The following is a 675-nucleotide window of genomic DNA, read 5'->3' as shown; positions in this document are numbered from 1 at the left end:
ATTTGGTATGCCTTCGAACAGCATGAACAACATGGCGACGTAGTCGTCTTCGGCGACAGTCCCGAACACTACTTGCGCAGCCAAGGCCTACCCGTTTCCTACCGTCCCCATGCCGGATTGGAGAGTGCCGGTACCGAAGCACTGTTCAACTTAAGCATCCGCCACAACCCCATCGTCGAAGGCATACGCACGGCCGACTACAACTACCGCAGTGCCGATACCGACCTCTTTGCCGAAACCGACAACAAACAGTCCGAAGAGTCAGCCGACAACACCGTTTTATTGGGCAAACAGCAGCATTGGGGCCTTCATCCCAAAACCCCCGACGAAGCCCAAGTTCAGACGACCCTGTTGAACGAAGCCAACCTCTGCCGTCAAACCGTTGCCAACGGTAGCGGCAACGTCGTCTCCATGACACCGATGAAGGTGTTCCAAACCGATGTCTCCTTCCCAGAAGCCCCCGACGGCTGGCTGGTACTTTCCATGGAACACAGCGGCAGCCGCGATACCGCCTACAGCCACACCTTTACCGCCATCCCCGCCCAACACGCCTACCGTCCCGAACGCATCACCCCGCGTCCGCATATCGCCGGCACACTACCCGCACGTGTAACTGCGGCGGAGAACTGCACCTACGCCTATATCGACGACATGGGCCGTTACCGCGTCAAACTA

General features: G+C 58.1%; 1 protein-coding gene. It reads left to right on the top strand.

Going from position 1 to position 675, the window contains the following annotated elements:
* Positions 1 to 675 (top strand): contractile injection system protein, VgrG/Pvc8 family (locus ACTHUG_RS11275; protein WP_440386819.1); only part of this gene is annotated, 675 nt, incomplete at both ends.

It is taken from the genome of Neisseria sp. P0022.S009, assembly GCF_051956675.1.
Lineage (GTDB): Bacteria > Pseudomonadota > Gammaproteobacteria > Burkholderiales > Neisseriaceae > Neisseria.
Note: the sequence above shows the minus strand (reverse complement) of the source record. Positions and strands in the feature narration are given on the sequence as shown.